Genomic DNA, 16,612 nt, shown 5'->3' with positions numbered 1-16,612 from the left:
CGCACGACCCTTGCTCCGGCTGAGCACCCCGCCGGCCCTTACGGCCGCGACGCCGTCACGTGGGGCGCTCACTCGCGTGCCTTCCGCATGATGAGCGGGGTCATGGCGCGCTCGGGGAGGTAGGCCACCTCTCGCCATCCCCTTTTCCGGCCGAGGCCGAGGGCCGCCGCGGCGGCCGGATGGGTGGCCAGCCAGCGTGGTCCGCCGCACGCGACCGCCAGCAGGGAGTCGTGCAGACGGGTGCCGATGCCCTGTCCTCGCGTCTCGGGCAGCACGGCCAGCTCCTTGAGGGTGAAGTCGTCCGCGCTCGGATGCCCCGCCAGGGCGGCGAGGCGGGAGGCCAGGTGCCCGTAGGCGAAGCCGCACACCTGTTCGCCGTCCAGGGCGAGGGCGAGCACGAAGCCCGGTTGGTGCAGGTCGACCAGCATGCGGACCGCTACGCTGCGGGCGAAGCCGTGCGGCTCACGCCAGGGTGCTCCGGTGAACACCCGGCCGCCCACTTCGGCCACCATCGACTGGTAGGTCGCGGCTTGCGACCCGCTCACCAGGCGGATGTGCGGAGGCGCGGCGCCCGATCGCCCGGCCGGATAGCGCTGCAGGGAAGCTTCGTCGGGCGCCGCGGTCACACATGCAGTCTCCCATATATGCGAAGAACTCGCTATTGCATCTATTTCGCAGCCGAAGGAGAGCCTCGTTGATCTCCTTCGACCGCCGTCACCTCCGGGGAACGCGCTCTTGTGATCCGAGCTCGTCGTCCCCACTGTCGAGCTCACCGATCTGCCGCGAGGGTGCGCCTTCCTGCCCCGCCGCACCCGGGCCGGCGCCGCGTGCGAGATGGTGCCGGAGATGTCCGCAGGGAACAGCCGGGTCGCCCGCCACCATCCCGTGGATGGTCGCGGTGCGTAGGTCAGGTGGAGCGCTTGACCAGGCCGAGGACGACGTCGATGGCCAGGAAGGCCAGTAGTGAGATGCCGAGCAGGGGGATGAACGCGCCCACCGCGATCGCGACCACTCCTATGGACAGCAGTACGGGCACGGGCGCCGCGCGCCAACCGCCGCGCGTGTAGGGGGCGGCGAAGCCTCTGGTGGGCCGCCGTTGCCACCACATCCGGTATCCCAAGATGATCATGGAGATCAGCGCGAGGGCGAGTGCGGCCAGGACGATCTGGTTGGCCAGGCCGAACAGCACACCCATGTGCCCGTCGATGCCCCAGCGGGTCAGCTTGGCGGCCAAGGGGTAGTCGGCGAAACGCAGTTCGCCGGTCACCTGGCCGCTCGCCGGGTCGACCGCGACCTGGTCGTTGCGCTGAGGCCACTGGCGGTCCATCTCCTTGACCGTGAAGGCGCCGCCCGCCTTGGCGGGCCAGGCGATCTCCAGCGGCCCGGACAGCCCGGCGCCCGCCGCGGCTCGCACGATGCGGTCGGCGTCGGCCTCGGTGGTGGGCCCGTCGCCGTGCCCAGAGTGGCCGGAGTGCCCCGGAGCGGTGGCGGGCAGGGACGGGGTTGACCAGCTGAGCGCGGTCTGGAGCTTGTCGACGTTCGCTCCCGCGTACTTCGACCAGGTCAGGCCGGTCGCGGACAGGAACAGCAGGCCGACGGTGATCCACAGGCCCACCGAGCCGTGCCAGGACAGGGTCCGCCGCAGACCCTTCGCCGTGCGGTCGGGGCGCAGGGTGCGGCGACGGTGGGTCAGCCACAGCACGACACCGCCGAGCGCGACGACCCACAGCCAGCTCGCCGCCAGTTCGCTGTACACGCGTCCGGGCTCGCCCAGGTGCAGATGGCGGTGCAGGCTCGAGATCCAGGCGCGCACGGGCAGCGCGCCGGAACTGCCGTAGCTCGGCAGCGCGCCGCGGACCTGGCCGGTGTACGGGTCGACGAAGACCGCCAGCTGGGTGCTCTCCGGCAGGCCCTCCGCGTTGAGCAGGACGCGGGTGGTCTCTCCCGGTTCGGAGGCGGGCCGCACGGCGCCGATCGCCCCCTGCGGATGCGCCTGCCGGGCGGCGGCGATCTGCCGCGCCAGGGGGAGCGGCGCCTGGCCGGCGGGCGGAAGCGGAGCGGTGAGTTCGTGGGCGTGCACGACCTTCTCCAGCTGGAAGGAGGAGGCGTACAGCAGGCCGGTGGTGGCGGCCACCAGCAGGAAGGGCGCCACGAGGATGCCGGCGTAGAAGTGCAGGCGCAGCAGCAGCGCTCGCGTGGCCGGCCAGGCGGTGGAACGGGAGCGTTCGGGAGCAGGCTGAAGCTCGCGCACGTCAGAGGTCATGAAAGGTCTCCGTTCACGGAGGCGCGCACAGGTGGACGCGCGCCTCGGCGGGGTTCGTCATGGGGACGTCGCGGTGCCCTGGCCCGCGAGCACGGCCGCCGTGGTGGCGGCCGGCACGCGGCGCGGAGCAGGCGACGACCGGACACCGGCCGGGACGGCCCGCGCCGGTGAAGGTCTCACGGGCACGTGGCCCGGATCAGATGACGACGACCCCCGCCGGCGGCCCGCGCCGGGAGACGGCCGAGGCGAGCAGCCGGGTGAGGAACAAGGACGCGCCGTCCCCGTGGCGCCGTGGCACGAGGCGTGGTGCGGACGGCGTGGCCACCCGCACCAGCAGGGTCACCACGGCCGCGACGAGCAGGCGCAGCAGCGTGGCCAGCGCCGTCTCCCCGCGTTCCAGCCAGTGAGCCGACAGCAGCGCGGTCACGGTGTGCGCCAGCAGCATCGCCACACCCACGGCCAGCCCGCCGTGCCCGTGACCGTGAACCGGTGGCGGCCGCATCGCCGCGGAGAACAGGTGGTGCAGGCCGTACTGGGTGACGAACGCCGCGGCGAGCAGGGCTCCCAGGCCCCGCTGCCGCCGGGAGAGCACGTAGGCGCCACCCGTCACCAGCGCCGTCGCCCCGACGAAGACCGCCACGTCGATGGCGGCGCCGCCGGCCAGCGCGTGCATGCCCAGCGACACCGCCACGCACACCACCGCGAACACGGTGGCGCGCAACAGGCGCAGAACGGGCATACCCCTCATCGTGACAGAAATCCATGATCCTGCCGAGTGGCTGAAGCCTTTGTCACCGCCGCATCCGGTAGGGATCCGGTCATGGCGGGCCGGCGGACGCCATGACCGGCCGGACGGCGTGGGCGGCGCTGATCGCGTTGTACACCGCCAGCTCGGTCGTCGGCCCCTCCGCCAGCAGAAGACCCGTGCACGCCCCCTGGTCGCCGAGATCCGTCACTCTCGTCCCGATCGTCATGGTCGGATACCACTCCGGTGAGCCGGGATGCGAGGCCAGCTCCTCCAGTCCGTCCACCCTCCGCAAGGTTCCGGGCCGGTCGGGGTAGACGAGCACGGTCGCCGTCGCCCCCGTTCCGCCTCCCCGCGCCGAGACGGCGCCCAGGTCCGAAACGGCGTCGAGCAGCGCGGGTGCACGGCCCAAGGCCATGTCGACCATCGCCTCATAGACGTTGACCCCGAGGGAGCGGCACATCGCCTCGCCCGCGAGGCACCCGCCGATCCGGCCGTTGATCTCGACCAGTTCGGGCCCTTTCACCGTCCAGACGAACTCGACGTGCGCGAACCCGCGCGTGTGCCCCACCAGGGCGAGTACCTGCGCCACCCACTGTTCGACGCCGGCCAGATCGGGCTCGGGCAGCATCGCGGGGAACGACAGCAGCTCCTCACGGCCGAACCAGCGCGCCGACGTCAGCCGCCCGGAGACGCCGAGCAGCCGGGTACGGCCCTCCCAGCTCAGCGTCTCGGCACTGTAGAGCGGTCCGGTGATGTACGGCTCGGCGAACAGGCCGCCCACGAAGGACCGTCCGGCCGCCTCGGCGAGCGCGAGCTCCAGTTGCCCGGTGGTACGGGCGAGCCATACGTTGCGCGAGCCCGTGCCCGCGGAGTCCTTCAGGACGGCCGGCAGTCCGACCGCCTTCTCCACCATGGTCGCCGTCGCGCCGGGCGAGACCGGGACGGCCGCGTTCACTGACGGGTTCCGCTCGTGCAGGAGGCGGCGCACCGCGAGCTTGTCGCGGAGCACGCGCGCCGTTTCGCGGTTCGGACCCGGCAGGCCGAACCGGGCGGCCAGCTCGGCTCCGGGCACCATCCAGGTGTCGGTCGAGCAGATCAGGCCGCGGAGTTCCGGCAGCGATGCCAGCACCGCCGAACACCTGGTGAGGGCGCGCGTGTCGACATCGACGATCTCCAGCGCGTCCGTCGGCAGGCGCTGGAGTTCGTGACGGTAGATGTCCCGGTCTCCCGTCAGGAGGCATAGACGTTCCCCGGCCTTGCCGGCCGCCGCCACCATGCGACTCAAACCGAAGGTCAGCGCTTCCAGTACGGCGATGGTCACCCGGCCCTCCCGTCAGATCTCGCCGGCGAGTTCCGCGGGCACCAGGCTGAGCATGGCGGCCAGGGGCTCGTCGCCGGCGATCGCGGTGCCGGCCACGGGGTCGCCGCCGGCGAGGTGGGCGAGGTGCCTGATGGCGTGGGCGGCGACGTGGTCGGTGGTCACCTCGCTGGGGCGGGGGGCGTCGGGGCGGTCGCCGAAGGCGATGCTGAGCTCGTCGAGCGGGGTGGCGGACGCGCCGGCCGCGGGATCGGGGTAGGCGGCGTAGGTGAGGACCAGCCCGTGCCCGGGGGTGTGGCGCCAACTGGTGGAGTGCAGCAGGGTGGGATGCCCGGCGAGGGTTCTGGCCAGGTCGCAGGGGACGGTGGCGCCGTCGAGCGGTGCCGTGGAGCGCCGGTAGGCCCAGCCGCGGTCGCCGAACCGGAGCAGGATCACTTCCACCGTGACCTGTGGTCCGTTCATCCGCCCGCCTTTCGCGTGATGAGAGCGCTCATGGCGATCTGTCGCCGAGCGTGCATGACGACATCCCCTATGAGGCAGTCTGACAGAACTGCACTCCAATCGCTATTGCGACTGACTCGCATCTGGGGGGTGTCGATGTGCCGGGCGCGATCGGCCGATCTCCGTGAAGGTCCAGCGGCCGGACGGTGCTCTGGGTGTGCTGTCCGACGAACGTTCACCGGGTCGTCCCGGCGCGGGACGCTAGCGCGGCGCCAGGATGCGCAGGTGCAGCATCGCCGCGAACCGCTGCTCCGGGTCGTCCAGGTCGATCTCGCCGACCTCGGTGACGCGCCTGAGCCGGTAGCGCAGGGTGTTGGCGTGGATGAACAGGGCGCCGGCCGCCTTCGCCACGTCGCCGTGGGCGTCCAGCCAGGCCTCCAGGGATTCGACGAGGCCCGCGTTGTTCCGCTCGTCGTACTCCATCAGGCGGGCGATCGCGCCGCCCGGCCGCTCGTCGCGCGCCGCCGCGAGGTCGCGCAGTTCCAGGATCAGCGCGAGCGTCTGGACATCGTCGAGCCGGGCCACCCGCAGGGTGGTGTGGCCCTCCCGCATCACCCGGAGCACCCGGTCGGCCTGGGCCTTTCCCCGGACGATGCCGCTGATCTCCGATCCCGCGGGGGCGACCGCCACGATCGCGCGCAGGCCGCCGCCGACCCGGTCCACGAAGTCGGACGCCAGCCGGACGGCTCGCTGTTCGGGGCTGCCCGTCGGGACGACCACGGGCAGCAGGCCGTACACCGTGCCGCCGACGGTCCCCATCGCCGACGACGGCACCGTCGCCGACAGGTGGACCGACAGCGCGTCCGCGAGCCGCTCCAGATCGGCCGCTCTGCTCTGGTCCGCGCGGATGTGATCGTCGTCGGCCAGCAGGCCCGCGCTCACGATGACGAGGCGGCGACCGGCCAGGCCGAGCCGCACGAGCGCGTCCCGCGCGCCGGCGCCCCCTTCGAGGACCGTCCCGATCAGGTCGGTGCGCAGCCTTCGCTGGACGTCGGCGCCGGCGCGGATCCGCAGCAGGTGCAGCGCGACGAGTTTCGAGGCGTCGAGCAGCGCCCCCGTGCGCTCGGCGTCGAGGTCGCCGTCCATGGCGGCCCAGATCGAGCCGAGGATCTCGTCGCCGGCGCGAACCGCGATGGCGACGCGCTGGACCGTCATCCCCTCGTATCCCAGAGCCTCCGGCGTGACGACGACGGGCCGCTGGTAGCGGTAGAGGTCGCGGAAGACGCCCAGTTCCGTCAGCCGCGTGGCGTACCGCTCGGGCACCTGCCGGCCGATGACCGTCTCCACGCGGGAGGGGTCCGCCTCTTCCTGGCGGCCGGAGAAGGCGAGCACCCGGGAGTTGCGGTCCTCGATGGTGATAGGGGCGTCGAGGAGCGCGGCCACGGCGTTGGCCACCGCGAACAGGTCACCGGACGGGAGACCGCCGAGCGACTCGTGCTCGGTGACACCGATGTCCCCTTCGGCGAGCATGGCGCGAATGAGGGCGGTGAGCTGTGCCCACGTGGCACCGCGACGCAGGCCGATCAGGGCCACGCCGCTCGCCTGGACCGCATCCCGCACCTCGGCCGTCAGCGCGACCGGAGCCCGGACGACGAGCCCCACCGCCTCATGGTCACCGAGTGAGCGGAGCAGGCCGGCCAGCGTGCCGCCGGCCGGGTCGACGCCGACCCCGAGCACGAGTGAGCGCGGCGGGAGCACGGGTTCGTCGAGCGGGTCGAAGATGACCAGCCCGCTGATCTCGCCCGGCCGGCCGGCGTCACCGGCGACCGGTTCGAGCAGCGTGGTCCCCAGGTCGTCCAGCACCCGCCCGAGGCCGGCACGTGGACGCTGGCTCACGCCCGGCAGTATAGGCGGCCACGCTCCCACGCGACCGGGCCGGCGGGGATCGAAGGACGTGCGCGCCGCGCGGTTCGGGGCGGGGACGGTGTGCGCGCCGCGCGGTTCGGGTCGGGGACGGCCGTGAGGGGTGCGCGCCGCGCGGATCGGGTCGCCGGTCTCAGAAGGCGATCCACTCGGTCGAGGTCGTCACCGTGTCGAGCAGTTCGGGGATGGGCGTGACGCCCAGCCCCGGGCTGGTCGGTACGGCGATGTGGCCGTCCTCGATGACGAACGGCTCGGTGATGTCCGTGCGGTAGAAGCGGTCGGAGGCGGAGATGTCGCCCGGCAGCGTGAAGCCGGGCAGGGCGGCCAGGGCGGCGTTGGCCGCACGGCCGATGCCCGTCTCCAGCATCCCCCCGCACCACACCGCGACCCCGTGGGCCGCGGCCAGGTCGTGGATCCTGCGGGCCTCGAGGTAGCCGCCGACGCGACCGGGCTTGATGTTGATGATTTGGCAGGCGCCGAGCGTGATCGCCGCGGCGGCGGTCTGCGCGGAGACGATGGTCTCGTCGAGACAGATCGGCGTCGCCAGCCGCCGTGCCAGCGCGGCGTGCCCGAGGACGTCCTCCTCCTCCAGCGGCTGCTCGATCAGCAGCAGGTCGAACTCGTCCAGCTTGGCGAGGTGGCGTGCGTCGCGAAGCGTGTAGGCGGTGTTGGCGTCGACCTGGAGCGGAACCTCCGCGCCGAAGCGCTCGCGTACGGCGGCCACCGGGACCAGGTCCCACCCAGGTTCGATCTTCAGCTTGATCCGCGCGTACCCCGCGTCCAGGTATTCCCCGACGGCCGCCAGCAGCTGCGGGACCGTGTCGTGGATGCCGACCGACACGCCGCTCGGAACCCGGTCGGCGACGGCGCCGAGTTCACGGCCGAACGAGCGGCCGATCGCGCGCAGCTCCGCGTCGAGGATGGCCATCTCCACGGCGGCCTTGGCCATGCGATGCCCTTTGAACGGATGGAGCAGGCCGGCGACGGCGGCCGCACCCGAGCGCGCGATCGCCTCCCGCCCCTCGGGCGAGGCCAGCTTCGGAAACAGCCAGCGTCGTAGCACGTCCGCCTGCGAGTCGGCGTACTCACTGGAGTAGAGCGGGTCGGCGAGCGCGACGCATTCGCCCCAGCCCTCGGCGTCGTCGGTCACGGCCTTGAGAAGGAGGATGTCGCGCCCGGTCTGCGTGCCGAAGGAGGTCCGGAACGGTGACACGAGCGGCATGGAGATACGGCGCATCTCGATTCCGCGCAACTTCATGACGGTTCTCCAGGTCCTGTGCCGTGTCAGGGGCGGGCGAGCTCGACGAGATAGCCGAGGTCGAGGTCGAAGTCGACGACGCGGCCGCCGGAGGCCATCAGCGGCTCCAGCTCGCCGCGGAGCCGGAGGCGCCAGGCCGCGGCGGCGGCCCCGTCGCCGGCGCGCAGGGCCGCGATGTCGGCCGGAGCCGCGACCCTCCTGCTCGACGCGCCGGCGACCGGACGCCCGAACGGCATGCCGGAGCAGGCGGCGCGGGCCCGCGGTGAGAGCAGTTCCCAGCGCACCAGCAGCCGGTCGGTGTCGTCGCCGCCGTTGATCGCGTCGTGCATCGCGCCGTAGAAGTTGGTGAGGTACTCCACGGGGAGCGCCCCCAGCTTGACGATGTTGAAGTAGGCGTTGCGGCCGACCAGCGGATCGAAGGTCCACTCGATCGTGACGATGCCGCGGGCGAGCGCCCACGCGCGCTGGTGGAGCTTGAGCGCCCTTCCGACACCGCGACCGGCCAGCCCCGGCGTCACCCCGGCGATATGGCTGTGCAGGGTGCGTGCCGCCGGCTCCGCGTGGAAGCCGATGCAGACGCCGATGAGCCGGTCGCCGGCGTAGGCGCCGGCGACGTAGTTGCCCGCCTTGGTCAGGGCGCGCAGGAACTCGACCGTGATCAGCGGGTTGTCCGGCCGGCCCCAGATCCCGACGAGCAGGCCGATCACGGCGTGGGCCTCGTCGAGGTCCCGGAGCTCCCGGACCACGACCGCCGCCTTCGCGGCCCACCTCGCCGCGTCCTCGGCCGCCAGGTCGAGGGAAGAAGCCTCGATGCTCACGTGCCGTCCTCCCGGAGTTCGGCGACCAGCTCGCGCACCAGCACGGTGCGGTCGAGCAATCTGGCGACGACGACGTGTTCGTGGTCGGCGTGGGCGCCGCCGCCCACCGCTCCCAGACCGTCGAGCGTCGGCGTCCCGACCCCCGCGGTGAAGTTGCCGTCCGAGGCGCCGCCCACGGTCGCGCCGGACACGGGCGGCAGACCGAGCCGTTCCGCCACGGCGACGGCCCGCTCGAACAGCGAGCGGCTCGCCGGCTCCTCCAGCGGTGGCCGGTTGACGCCGCCCCTGATCTCGATCGCCGCGCCGGGGAGGTTCGGCGTCAGGGAGCGCAGCGCGCGATCGACCCGGAGCTGCTCGTCGTGGCTCCACGCGCGCACGTCCAGGGCGAACGAGCCGGACGCGGGCACCGTGTTCGACGTGGTGCCCGCGGCGATCACGGTGGGGGTGACCGTCGTGCCGGCCGCCGGGTCACCCAGAGCGCTCGCCGCGATCACGAGGTGGGCCAGCTCGACCGTGGTGTTGACGCCCTTCTCCGGTTCCAGTCCGGCGTGGGCGGCGCGACCGGCGACGTGGACCTCGTACCGTGACACGCCTTTGCGGCCCACCTTGAGCGCGCCGCCGTCGGCCGACGCCTCCAGCACGAGCGCCGCCGTGGCGCGACGGGCCTCCTGCTCGATCAGCGCGCGCGAGGTGGGCGACCCGAGCTCCTCGTCCCCGGTGACCAGCAGGGTGACGCCGGTGCGCTCGGGCAGATCGGCGAGGGCGTGGATCGCCATGACCAGGCCGGCGAGCATGTCCAGGCAGCCAGGGCCGCGCAGCACGCCGCCGGTGATCGCGTACGGATGGGTCGCCAGGGTGCCGAGCGGCCAGACCGTGTCGTGGTGGGCCAGCAGCAGCACCTGGCGCTCGCCGTCGCCGAATCGCCACCGCAGGTGCGAGCACCCGTCGATGGTGATCCGCTCCGGCTCCGCGCCGAGTCGTCGCGCGCCGATGCGGGCGACCAGGTCGGCCGACCTGGCGACCGCGGCCTGATCGGAGGAGGGCGACTCGCACTCGACGAGTTCCCTGAGGTCGGCGAGGAACATCTCCAGGCCGAGCGCGCCACGCGAGGTACCGGGCATGGTCAGCCGAGCTTCTTCGGGGTCGCGCGGGCGCCGTAGTGGACGTACTCCTCGCCCGTGGGCAGCGAGTAGAACCTCACCGGCGCCCACGACTCCATGCCGCTGAGCCGGACGCCGTACACGCCCTGCGAGACGGGGATCATCTCGTAGGTCTCGACGGGAGTGTCGTCGAGTTCGGCCAAGGGGCCCATCAGAGTGGTGCGCAGGGTCGGCTTGCCGTCGTCCTGGAACACCTCCATGCGCACCGACTCGCGCTCGTACGTGCCGACGTACGGCGCCACGTCGGCCGTCACCGGCTCGGCGGGCGGCTCGAACGGCTCGGGCATCCGCACGCCGGTGAGCTCGGTGAAGATCTCCTCATAGAGGTCGACATAGAGGTCGTGGGTGTTGCCGCCGTTGGTGTTGAGCGCGACCGCGACGCCGGCCTCCGGCAGGACGCGCAGGAACGCCGCCTGCCCGATCGTGTTGCCGTCGTGCCCGTAGGCCCGGTGGCCGTGCCAGTCGCAGCGGAACCAGCCCAGGCCCCACGAATCGCCGAGCAGGTGCTCCTCGGGGCATTCGGTCTGGTAGGCCGACATCGCCGCGGTGCTCTCCTCCGACAGCACACGTGTGCCGTCGGCGGCGAGCCCGCCCACCAGGTGCATCCGGGCGAAGGCGAGCACGTCGGTGACGGTCGCCGTGATCAGGCCGGCCGGGCCGACCGCGCGGGGCAGGCCCCACACGGGCGCGACCACCGGCTCCTCGCCCCCCTTGACGTGGCCCATCGCGTGGGCGAAGACCATGGCCTCCTCGGGCAGGGTCGAGGTGTGGGTCAGGCCGAGCGGAGAGAAGAGCCTCTCCTTGATCGCCTGATCCCAGGTTCGGCCGGTGACGACCTCGATGATCCGGCCGAGCACCGAATAGCCCGCGTTGCAGTAGGACCAGGTGGCGCCGATCGGATGGTTCTGCGCGGAGTCGGCCAGCAGCGCGACGTACTTCTCCAGCGCGTCGTCACCGCGGCCGGTGTCGGTGAACAGGTCGCCGTCGATGCCGCTGGTATGGGTCAGCAGGTGCCAGACGACCACGCCCGCGGTGGCCTCCGGATCGCGCAGCCGGAACTCCGGCAGGATCTCCGCGACCGGGGTGCGGAGGGCGAACCTTCCCTCGTCGACGAGCTGCATGATGACGGTCGCGGTCCACACCTTGGAGATCGAGCCGATCTGCCAGACCGAGTCCGTGCTCGCGGGCTGACCGGTGCCGGCGTGCAGCACACCCGTCGCCGCGGTGACCAGTTCGTCCTCCGCGCCGTCGGCGCCGAGCCGGAGGATGCCCAGCTGGGCGCCGGGAATGCCATGCTTCGCGGCGAGCTCGTCGAGACGGTCCTGCCAGTGGGCCTGGTCGATGGTGGTGGTCACGTCTGCTCCTTCAGGGGCGAGGTGGGGGCGTGTCGCCCGTTTCCCGATGAGGTTCGGCGCACGGCTCCGGGCACAGCGTCGAGGAGGTGGCGGGTGTAGTCGTGCCGCGGCGCACCGAGCACCCGCGCGGTGGGGCCGTACTCGACGATCTCTCCGGCGTACAGCACGGCCACGTGGTCGGCGACGTACCGGACGACCGCCAGGTTGTGGGAGATGAACAGCATGGACAGCCCCAGCTCGCGTCGCATGTCGCGCACGAGGTTGAGCACGGCGCCCTGGACGGAGACGTCGAGCGCGGAGGTGATCTCGTCGGCGAGGATCACCTTGGGCCGGGCGGCGAGCGCGCGGGCCAGCGCGACGCGCTGACGCTGGCCGCCGGAGAGCCGGACGGGAAGGTCGCCGGCGCGTGCGGCGTCCAGGTGGACCAGCGCGAGCAGGCGCGCGATCTCCGCCTGCCGGGCCTGCTTGCCGAGGCGTTCCGGCATGGCCTCCGCGATGCTCTCGCCCACGGTCATCCGCGGGTCGAGCGAGGAGTACGGATCCTGGAAGACCATCTGCACCGGGCGCACCCGGCCCCGATGGGGGACCGGCCGTTCGTCCAGCAGGATCCGGCCGCTCGTCACGGGCGCCAGGCCGACGGCGGCCCGCGCCATCGTCGACTTTCCCGAGCCCGACTCGCCGACCAGGCCCACGACCTGGCCGTCGGCGACGTCGAGGCTGACGCCCTTCAGCACGGTGTGCGCGCCGTAACGTACGGACACGTCGCGAAAGCTGAGGAGACTCATGCGGTGACCTCCGCGGTCTCGGCGGGAAGCGGCCGCCCGGCCTTGTGGCACGCCACGCGGTTGCCCGCCGCGTCGGCCTGGAGCGGGGGTTCGGCGGCGCGGCAGTGGTCGTCCGCGAGCGGGCAGCGGGAGGCGAAGGCACAGCCGGCCGGAACGTCGGAAGGGTCGACCGGCGACCCGGGGATGACGGCGAGCGGCCGCGTCAGGTCGGTCTCCATGTCCGGCACGGCCGCGACGAGCGCCCGCGTGTACGGGTGCCGGGCGAGGGTCCGCAGGTCGCGGGCCGGCAGTTCCTCGACGATGAGGCCGGCGTACATCACCAGCACCCGGTCGCACACCTCGGTCACGACCGAGACGTCGTGACTGATGAGCAGGAGGGCGGCGCCGGTGTCGCGGCGCACCTCGGCGAGGAGTCCGAGGACCTGCCGCTGCACCGTGACGTCGAGGGCGGTGGTCGGCTCGTCGGCGATGATGAGCCGCGGCGTCCCCATCAGGCCCATGCCGATCATCGCCCGCTGGCGCATTCCCCCGGAGAACTCGAAGGGGTACTGCCTCGCGCGCCGTTCGGGCTCGCGGAGCCTGACCGCGCGGAGGCGGTCGACCGCACGGGCGAAGGCCGCCTTGCGCCCCAGCCCCTGGTGGAAGCGGCCCACCTCGGCCAGTTGCGGTCCGACCCGGTGAGCCGGGTTGAAGGACGTCATGGGGTCCTGGAAGACGACGACCATCGACGTGCCGAGGCGTTCGCGCAACGAGCGGGGATCGCCGGCGGCCATGAGGTCCTCTCCCGCGAAGACCAGGTGATTCGCCTCGACGCGCGTCGGCCGCTCGAGGAGCCGGGCCACCGCCAGCGCCGTCACCGACTTGCCCGAGCCGGACTCGCCGACCACCCCGACGGCCTCGCCGTCCCGGATGGCGAACGTGACGCCGCGCACCGCCTGGATCGGGCGCCGGGCGCCGGGAATCGTCACCCGCAGGTCGTCCACCGACAGGATCGAGCCGGCCACAGGGTCCGGCGCCGCGACCGTGCGCTCGGGGTCCTCGCCGGCGGCCTTCCGGACGGCGCGTACGCGCGCCATGCCGGGGACCACGTCGATGCCGAACGCGGCCGCGAACGCCTCACCCGTGAGGTTGAACGCGAGTCCGGCGAGGATGACGGCGATGCCCGGCCCGAGCGCGGCCAGGGGATGGACGTAGATGCCGTTGAGCCCGTCCTGCATCAGCTTGCCCCAGTCGTAGGACGGAGCCTGCACTCCGAGCCCCAGGAACGAGAGCCCGGAGAAGGTGAGCAGCACCCCGCCTGCGGCCATCGTCGCGTTGACGATGAGCGGTTCGGCGATGTTCGGCAGCGCATGGCGGAGAAGGACACGGAGCCGGCTCACGCCCGCGATACGGGCGGCGGCGATGTAGTCCCGCTCCGAGACGCCCGCGAGGAGCGTGTGACACAGCCGGGCGAACGCGGGCGCCCCGGCGAGACCCACGGCGAGTGCCGCCCCGCGCGCGCCCACGCCGAAGACGACGGCGAAGAACAGGACGAGCAGCAGGCCGGGGAAGGCCACCAGCACGTTGACGGACGAGGTGACGAAGCGGCCCACCCGCCGTCCGGCCAGCATCGGCGCGGCGCCCAGGACGACGCCCAGCACCATGCCGATCGCCGTCGCCGCGAGGGCCAGCGCGATCGAGAGCCTGGTGGCCACCAGCACCCGGAACAACAGGTCCCGGCCGAGGTTGTCGGTGCCGATCCAGTGCTCGGCCGAGGGGCCGGCGAGCAGGTTGCCGGTGTCGGTGGCCGCGGCCCGGCCCTCCCACAGGACCGGGGCGAACACGGCGACCAGCAAGACGATGGCGAGCAGGCCGAATCCGGCGAAGCCGACGGGCCTGAGCAGGACGCGTGCCGCGCGCATCTCAGCCGTCTCCGATCGTCGAACGCGGGTCGAGCAGCGCGAGCGCCACGTCGACCAGGGTGTTGATCAGCAGGACTCCGATCCCGTAGACCAGGACGGTGCCCTGGACCAGCGGATAGTCCTTGGCGACGATCGAGGAGACGATCGCTCCGCCGAGGCCCGGCCAGGCGAAGACGTTCTCCACCAGCACCGTTCCGGCCACCAGCGAGCTGAGCAACAGGCCCCCGAGCGTCAGGGTCGCCGTCACGGCGTTGGGCAGGGCGTGCACCAGATGGACCCGCGACGGCGTGAGCCGCTTGGCCCGCGCCGTGCGGATGTAGTCGGCCTCCATCACGGCGAGCATCTCCACGCGGACGATGCGCGACAGCACCGCGGAGGGACCGATCGCCAGCGCGAGCACCGGCAGCACATAGGAGTCGAAGCCGGCCCGGCCCGCCACCGGGAAGAGATCGCTCTGCACCGCCAGCAGATAGACCAGCCCGACGCCGAGCAGGAAGTCGGGGATCGCGCCGAGCACGACATTCGTTCCCGTGAACGCCAGCTCCGTACGCCGCCCCTTCCCGCGGCGGGTGATGACCGCCATCACGACGCCCACGGGCACGGCGACGACCATCGACACCAGGAACGCCGCCACCGCCAGCTCGGCCGTCGCGGGCAGGCGCTGGGCGATCATCTCGCCCACGGGAAGCCGGGTCGAGATCGAGATGCCCAGGTTCCCCTGGAGCAGGTGCACCAGGAAGTCGGCGTACTGCCGCCAGAGCGGGTCGAGCAGCCCGAGCTCCTGCTTGCGCGCCAGCACCAGTTCCGCGGGAGCGGTCGGTCCGAGCGCGGCGCGCACCGGATCACCCGGGACCAGGTGGATCATCAGGAACGCGGCGGTCACCAGGACCCAGAGCGAGGTCAACAGGCGTCCCGTCCGCCGCAGCGCGAAGCGGAGCCATCTGTGCGACCACAGACCGCCCACCCTGCTCCGGAGGCCGGTCGCGGGCGGGACGGCTGCCGGCGTCAACCTCTGCATCGTCAACCGAGCATCCGGATGCTGGTCGGGACGATGCTGCCGATGATGGAGAGCTTCGCGCCCTTGAGGAAGGTCGGGATCACGTTGTTGGCGAACGGCACCAGGTCCGCGGCCTTGTAGAGCGCCTGCTCGGCCGCGAACCAGTCCTTGCACCCGTCGGCGCCGTTCGCGCCCATCGCCTTGGTGGCGAGGGTGAGGTAGTCGGCGTTGTCGATGGCGGCGAAGTTCGTGCCCTTCGGGGCCTTGGCGCCGGAGACGAACGGCATGATCTGGTCGGGGGCGCTGACGTTGACGGGCGCCCAGGCGATGTCCCAGTCACCGGTGCCGAAGAGCGCGCCGGAGAGCTGGGTCTGGTTCTGCTGGGTGGCCTTGGCGTCGATTCCCACCGCCTTCCAGGCCGCCACGGCGAGCTCCGCGGCGGCGCTTCCACCGCTTCCGAGGGAGTTGTCGTAGATGAGGGAGACCGAGAGCTTCTTGCCGTTCTTGGCGCGGATGCCGTCCGATCCCTTCGTCCAACCGGCGGCGTCCAGGGCGGCGCCCGCGGCGGCGGCGTCGAAGGACGGCACGTTGCCGGTCACGGCGTCGCCGGCGCAGCCCGACGGCGCGAGGGCGGCCAACTGGGTCGCGGGCACGCCCTTGCCGGAGGTCAGCGCGACCTGAAGCTGCTTGAGATCGAGCGCCTGGGTCAGCGCCATGCGCACCGCCGCGTCGGCGGTGACGTGCCCGTCCCCGTGGTTGTACCACTGCTCACCGATGATCGCCTGCGTGCCCACCGAGGTCAGGCCCGCCTTGGCGAGGCGGTCGGCGTCGGGGCCGGTGATCATGACGGCGTTGATGGTGCCCCCGAGCAGTTCGTTGGCGGCGGTGGTCTCGTTCGCGACGATCTTGACGACCACCTTGGCCGGCATTCCCTGCTCCGCCGTGGTCGCGCCGCCGGGCCCCCACGTGTAGCCCTTGCGGAGCTCGTAGGAGTAGTGGTCCGACGGGACCGCCTCGGTGAGGACGTACGGGCCGGTGCCGTTCGTGCCGGCCTTGAGGGTGGCGCGGTTCTTCATGCCGGCGTCGCAGACCATCGGCAGGTTCGAGAAGGAGTTCAGCGCGAACGGAGCCGGTGCGGCCAGCTTGACGGTGACCGTCGAGCCCGAGGCGGAGGCCTTCGCGCCGGCGGGGACGAAGACCCCCAGGAACGGGCTCTTGTTGGCCGGGTCCTCCACGTAGGCGATGTTGTCGACCACGGTCCGAGCCGTGAACGGTGTGCCGTCGGAGCACGTCACGCCGTCCATGATCGTGAAGGTGAGCGTGGTGCCGTCGACGGTCCACGACTTGGCGAGCTGCGGGCGGATCGTGCCGTCCTCCGCGACGGCCACCAGGTTGTCGTAGGCGAACTGCGTCATGCCGAACAGAGCGCTCACCGCCGAACCCTGCGGGTCGAGCGCGCCCGGGTCCCCCGCGAGGTCGAGGGTGAAGGTCTTGCCGTTGACGCCGGCGCCCGCGGCGGGCGAGGCGGAGCCGGAGGTGCCGCCGCCGCAGGCGGCCAGACCGACCGGACCGGTCAGTGCCAGAGCGAGCGCCGCGAGGGCCCTCGTACGTGTGGGGGTCATGCGGTTCCTTTTCTGGGGGGCGA

General features: G+C 72.4%; 14 protein-coding genes. All 14 read right to left on the bottom strand.

The window, feature by feature from the left end; translation table 11 throughout:
- Positions 1-68: 68 nt before the first annotated feature.
- The gene (locus ABZU32_RS29985) at positions 69-626 is read right to left on the bottom strand and encodes a GNAT family N-acetyltransferase (protein ID WP_354927270.1); all 558 of its coding nucleotides are present in this window, start codon (positions 624-626) and stop codon (positions 69-71) included.
- Between the two features lie 281 nt (positions 627-907).
- Positions 908-2,263 carry a PepSY domain-containing protein gene (locus tag ABZU32_RS29980; protein ID WP_354927268.1) on the bottom strand — a complete coding sequence of 452 codons (1,356 nt, stop codon included), beginning with the start codon at positions 2,261-2,263 and terminating at the stop codon, positions 908-910.
- A 196-nt stretch (positions 2,264-2,459) separates the two neighbouring features.
- Positions 2,460-3,002 (bottom strand): hypothetical protein, encoded by a 543-nt coding sequence (locus ABZU32_RS29975; protein WP_354927266.1) that lies wholly within the window; start codon positions 3,000-3,002, stop codon positions 2,460-2,462.
- Positions 3,003-3,081: 79 nt separating this feature from the next.
- Positions 3,082-4,332, bottom strand: a complete 1,251-nt coding sequence (locus tag ABZU32_RS29970) for an ATP-grasp domain-containing protein (RefSeq protein WP_354927264.1) — start codon at positions 4,330-4,332, stop codon at positions 3,082-3,084.
- 12 nt (positions 4,333-4,344) lie between these two features.
- Positions 4,345-4,791, bottom strand: coding sequence for a hypothetical protein (locus ABZU32_RS29965; protein WP_354852479.1), 447 nt, complete (start codon positions 4,789-4,791; stop codon positions 4,345-4,347).
- A gap of 240 nt (positions 4,792-5,031) precedes the next feature.
- On the bottom strand, positions 5,032-6,666 hold the full coding sequence (locus ABZU32_RS29960; protein WP_354927262.1) for a helix-turn-helix domain-containing protein: 1,635 nt from the start codon (positions 6,664-6,666) through the stop codon (positions 5,032-5,034).
- Between the two features lie 160 nt (positions 6,667-6,826).
- The gene (menC, locus tag ABZU32_RS29955) at positions 6,827-7,951 is read right to left on the bottom strand and encodes an o-succinylbenzoate synthase (RefSeq protein ID WP_354927260.1); all 1,125 of its coding nucleotides are present in this window, start codon (positions 7,949-7,951) and stop codon (positions 6,827-6,829) included.
- A 26-nt stretch (positions 7,952-7,977) separates the two neighbouring features.
- Complete coding sequence (locus ABZU32_RS29950) at positions 7,978-8,769, bottom strand: GNAT family N-acetyltransferase (protein ID WP_354927258.1); 792 nt, start codon at positions 8,767-8,769, stop codon at positions 7,978-7,980.
- Complete coding sequence (locus tag ABZU32_RS29945; protein ID WP_354927256.1) at positions 8,766-9,890, bottom strand: M20 family metallopeptidase; 1,125 nt, start codon at positions 9,888-9,890, stop codon at positions 8,766-8,768. The genes ABZU32_RS29950 and ABZU32_RS29945 overlap by 4 nt, the downstream gene beginning before the upstream one ends.
- Positions 9,891-9,892: 2 nt before the next feature.
- A complete protein-coding gene (locus ABZU32_RS29940) occupies positions 9,893-11,284 on the bottom strand; it encodes a serine hydrolase domain-containing protein (protein ID WP_354927254.1) in 1,392 nt (463 codons plus the stop codon).
- Complete coding sequence (locus ABZU32_RS29935) at positions 11,281-12,045, bottom strand: ABC transporter ATP-binding protein (protein ID WP_354927252.1); 765 nt, start codon at positions 12,043-12,045, stop codon at positions 11,281-11,283. The genes ABZU32_RS29940 and ABZU32_RS29935 overlap by 4 nt, the downstream gene beginning before the upstream one ends.
- A gap of 20 nt (positions 12,046-12,065) precedes the next feature.
- Entirely contained in the window at positions 12,066-13,970 is a 1,905-nt protein-coding gene (locus tag ABZU32_RS29930) for a dipeptide/oligopeptide/nickel ABC transporter permease/ATP-binding protein (RefSeq protein ID WP_354927250.1), read from the bottom strand.
- A gap of 1 nt (position 13,971) precedes the next feature.
- Positions 13,972-14,988, bottom strand: coding sequence for an ABC transporter permease (locus ABZU32_RS29925; RefSeq protein ID WP_354927248.1), 1,017 nt, complete (start codon positions 14,986-14,988; stop codon positions 13,972-13,974).
- Positions 14,989-14,990: 2 nt separating this feature from the next.
- Complete coding sequence (locus ABZU32_RS29920) at positions 14,991-16,589, bottom strand: ABC transporter substrate-binding protein (RefSeq protein WP_354927246.1); 1,599 nt, start codon at positions 16,587-16,589, stop codon at positions 14,991-14,993.
- Between the last annotated feature and the right edge of the window lie 23 nt (positions 16,590-16,612).

This window comes from Sphaerisporangium sp. NPDC005288 (genome assembly GCF_040607475.1).
GTDB classification, from domain to species: Bacteria; Actinomycetota; Actinomycetes; order Streptosporangiales; family Streptosporangiaceae; genus Sphaerisporangium; species Sphaerisporangium rhizosphaerae.
The sequence above is the reverse complement of the archived record's forward strand: the minus strand, read 5'-3'. Positions and strand labels throughout refer to the sequence as shown.

What these genes read in the sequence shown, in the direction of transcription:
- ABZU32_RS29980 (WP_354927268.1), bottom strand. Translation starts at nt 2,263, where the DNA reads ATGACCTCTGACGTGCGCGAGCTTCAGCCTGCTCCCGAACGCTCCCGT.
- ABZU32_RS29975 (WP_354927266.1), bottom strand. Translation starts at nt 3,002, where the DNA reads ATGCCCGTTCTGCGCCTGTTGCGCGCCACCGTGTTCGCGGTGGTGTGC.
- ABZU32_RS29965 (WP_354852479.1), bottom strand. Translation starts at nt 4,791, where the DNA reads ATGAACGGACCACAGGTCACGGTGGAAGTGATCCTGCTCCGGTTCGGC.
- menC (WP_354927260.1), bottom strand. Translation starts at nt 7,951, where the DNA reads ATGAAGTTGCGCGGAATCGAGATGCGCCGTATCTCCATGCCGCTCGTG.
- ABZU32_RS29945 (WP_354927256.1), bottom strand. Translation starts at nt 9,890, where the DNA reads ATGCCCGGTACCTCGCGTGGCGCGCTCGGCCTGGAGATGTTCCTCGCC.
- ABZU32_RS29930 (WP_354927250.1), bottom strand. Translation starts at nt 13,970, where the DNA reads ATGCGCGCGGCACGCGTCCTGCTCAGGCCCGTCGGCTTCGCCGGATTC.
- ABZU32_RS29925 (WP_354927248.1), bottom strand. Translation starts at nt 14,988, where the DNA reads ATGCAGAGGTTGACGCCGGCAGCCGTCCCGCCCGCGACCGGCCTCCGG.
- ABZU32_RS29920 (WP_354927246.1), bottom strand. Translation starts at nt 16,589, where the DNA reads ATGACCCCCACACGTACGAGGGCCCTCGCGGCGCTCGCTCTGGCACTG.